The sequence below is a fragment of the uncultured Gimesia sp. genome, assembly GCF_937910335.1.
Taxonomy (GTDB): domain Bacteria; phylum Planctomycetota; class Planctomycetia; order Planctomycetales; family Planctomycetaceae; genus Gimesia.
This window is the reverse complement of the sequence record NZ_CALEMX010000446.1, coordinates 1-3,396: the sequence shown is the minus strand read 5'-3', so window position 1 is coordinate 3,396 and position 3,396 is coordinate 1. Positions and strand designations below refer to the sequence as shown.

The 3,396-nt window shown below is 40.9% G+C and carries 2 protein-coding genes and 1 pseudogene; 2 read left to right on the top strand and 1 reads right to left on the bottom strand.

Annotation, left to right across the window (positions count from 1 at the left end):
- Both Q0668_RS17805 and Q0668_RS17800 read left to right on the top strand, forming a co-directional pair.
- Positions 1-270, top strand: a pseudogene (locus Q0668_RS17805) (glycosylase); the annotation flags it as partial.
- 31 nt (positions 271-301) lie between these two features.
- Entirely contained in the window at positions 302-2,896 is a 2,595-nt protein-coding gene (locus tag Q0668_RS17800; RefSeq protein ID WP_298867082.1) for a ComEC/Rec2 family competence protein, read from the top strand.
- A gap of 17 nt (positions 2,897-2,913) precedes the next feature.
- Here Q0668_RS17800 and Q0668_RS17795 read toward each other — a convergent pair.
- Positions 2,914-3,396, bottom strand: a 483-nt coding sequence (locus tag Q0668_RS17795) for a hypothetical protein (RefSeq protein ID WP_298867081.1), incomplete at its 5' end; no start/stop codon positions are given.

Sequence of the window (3,396 nt, the reverse complement as noted above, 5' to 3'; positions counted from 1 at the left end):
CAGAAGTTAATCGCAATGAACCAGATCATCAAATACCAAGATACTTACTACATGATTTATCACGGCTCTGCTGCAATTCAAAAGCCAGCTTTGTGGACCACGAATATTGCGGCTTCGAAAGATATGATACATTGGATCAAATATTCCGGTAACCCACTCACCTCACCCAAAGCAAACCAATCCAGTGGCGTATTGGTTCCAGATGGTAAACGGTTTCGGTTATACACAATGCACAATCAAGTCGATCTGAATTTTCCACAGGAACAGTAAACTATTTCTTTTGGTTGTGGTCCCATTAACAATGAGTGAATCTCCGACCCTCATTAATGCTGCTGCGATAAAGCCGGACCTGGTTCTGAAAACATCAGAACGTTCTCCTGCTCTAAGTATACTGATCTGTTTCTCTCTGGGAATTCTGTTTGATTCCTGGGTTCAGCCGGAGCTATGGTACTGGATACTTTTCAGTATCATGCTTGTCATTTGCTGGAGTGTCAGTTTTCGCCTTCGTTGGAACGCATCCTCAACAATGCTGTTACTAGTCCTGGCTCTCTGCCTGGGGGGGATGCGACATCATGAGTTCTGGCTCTCACACTCTCATAATCATATTACTCGATTGCTAAATGGGCATGACCAGCTCGATAAACCAGATGAACTGATTCGTATCACAGGCGTAATAAATACGAAACCACTGATTCAGGTATCAGCAAAAGACGAACAGCTAAATCCTGATCAGCCTACACAACGAACCAGTTTCATTCTCGAGTGCAAGGAAGTCATTCAAGAGACTACTAAAACCTCTGTTTCAGGGAAAATTCGAGTTACAGTCACTGACCCTCTTAATCCAACACCTCACATTCAGAACACTCGGTTTTCAATTGGGGATACGATAGATCTAGTAGGTCATCTTAAGTTATTTTCAATTCCAGACAATCCGAATGATTTCGATCTCCAAACTCATTATCGAAAACAACAGCTTGATGCTTTTTTAACAGTCAAATCCTCGCGTGCAATCAAGGTTGTATCCAAAACAGGAGTCATTGCATTAAACGCAGTCCGTCAACAAATTCATGATTTTATGGCCCAACTGATCATTAATAACACCAGTGAATCAACACAGTCTATTGGGCTGGCGCTTTTACTAGGAGATCGTTCAGAACTCAATCCCGAACTACGTAAAAAGTTCAGCCAATCAGGGCTAATTCATTTTTTGGCTATTTCTGGTTTGCATATCGGTTTTTTTACAATATTTGTCTGGAGTATCTGTCATCTATTGAACACTCCCCGAACGGTTGCAGTAATACTCTTAATCTGTGCGATCATATTTTATCTATCGATTATAGAAATCCGCCCCCCTATTCTCAGAGCAGCTTCCTTTTGCAGCCTGATTACATTGGGGCTCATCAACTGGCGAACCATTTCCACATTGAATTTGATGTGTATTACCGCGATCATCATTCTGATGATCAACCCCACCGACTTATTTGATATCGGAACCCAACTTTCATTTCTTGCGGTATCATCAATTCTCTGGACCATTCAGCAAGAGTTTTATCAAAACCCGTTCCAGCAAGACTGGGTTCCACTAAAATGGCGAATCCTGTCCAGCGACCCAGTTTTACAATCGCCTCTGCAATGGTTCATGATTCGATATGTTCGTTTGCTATATAGCATCTTTCTTGTGACGTTCTTCATTTGGGTTGTCACCGCCCCACTTGTGCTTTATCACTTTAATCTTCTTGCCCCTATTGGCCTGTTGATCAACACTCTGATTTTTCCATTTTTGTTTCTGATCTTATTATTGGGATACTTATTAATATTCGTTGGATCAGTCATTCCATTTTCTGCTGCTTTTTTTGGGTACTGCTTCGATTGCAGTTTGTGTGCCCTGCTCTGGATTGTTGAAACAGCTTCTGAAATTCCTTTTGCTCATTTTGAGTTACCGAGTCCTCCAATTTGGTGGCTGGTTTTATATTACTTATTGATCTTATCAGCGATCATCCCGATTCAATTTAGCACATTGCTTAGTGGAAACTCGATTCTACGCAAGTTGAGGCTGGCAATCATTCCGATCTGGATCATTCTAGGTATCCTGATCCCGTTGTTTACAACTCGTTCCTCTTCCTTACAATGCACTTTTATTGCCGTCAATCATGGTGTCTCCATTTTAATAGAAACTCCCCAGGGGCAGTCAATACTTTATGACGCAGGATCAATGTCACCTGTTAAGAACACATATCCCAAAATCAAGAACACTTTGTTAGCTCGTGGAATTCGTCGAGTTGATTTGCTTTTGATATCTCATGCAGATCGAGATCACTTCAACGCAGCTTCAAAGCTCGTTGCAGATCAGTACGTACGTGAACTGGCTTTTCCACAATCTTTTCTCGATCAAAAACAATATGGGACACTACTGCTATGCAACACTGCAGAACAAAACCATGTTCCAGTGAAGATTATTGGCAGAGGGGATTACATCTATTTAGATCCAGAAGTGTCGATTGAAGTATTGCATCCCGATTTTTCAAAAAAATACGAGACAGATAACGCAGCCAGCTTAACAATTTTACTCACATTTAAGGGGCGTAGAATACTTCTGACAGGCGATTTAGAAGGAGAAGGACTGGAAAAGCTACTGACTGAAACTGTGATTGATCCAGTAGACGTTTTACTTTCGCCGCACCATGGCAGTCTTTCTGCAAATACGGCTGAACTGGCTCACTGGGCCAATCCTGACTATGTCATCGTCAGTTGTGGTAAAAAAATAGCGAATTCAAAGTTGCAAAAAATTTATTCATCTGAGACTCAGATATTCACAACCTACAAACATGGTGCCATCACCTGTCGGATCGATCATAAAGGAAAACTCGAAGTGATTCCTTTTCGCTACAAGGAATAATCCTGAAGCATCATGCTTTAGTTATCCAATGTGGTTGTATTGACTAATTCTTCATGCGCCCGGATTTCCAGCATTTTTTTCTTGAGCTGCTTCCGTACTTCCCTCATGATTTTTACTCGGTCCAAAAACTGATTGTTTGATTCATCAAGCTCGGAATAGTGCTTCTCGCCTTGAGAAATACAACGATTTACGTTTAATAAACTGGGCACAACCTCTTTTTTCAAATCGCCAACAATTAATTGGGATATTTCTTTAACCTCTTCACAGAGACTATGAAGTTCACGACGATCTTTCTCACGTTCTTCAGCAGTGAGTTTTCGGCTGGATATTGTAATATCTTTTTTCCTTAAGGTTGATTCATTAACGAGTCGGCCAAAAGGATTGATTTTTTGTTTGGATTTCTCCGATTCCTCATCGAGTTTTTTTAATGCATTGATTGCTTTTTGGAATTCGGGCGAAATTTCAAGTGATTTGGAAAAACTCAATTGAGCCTGAGTAAA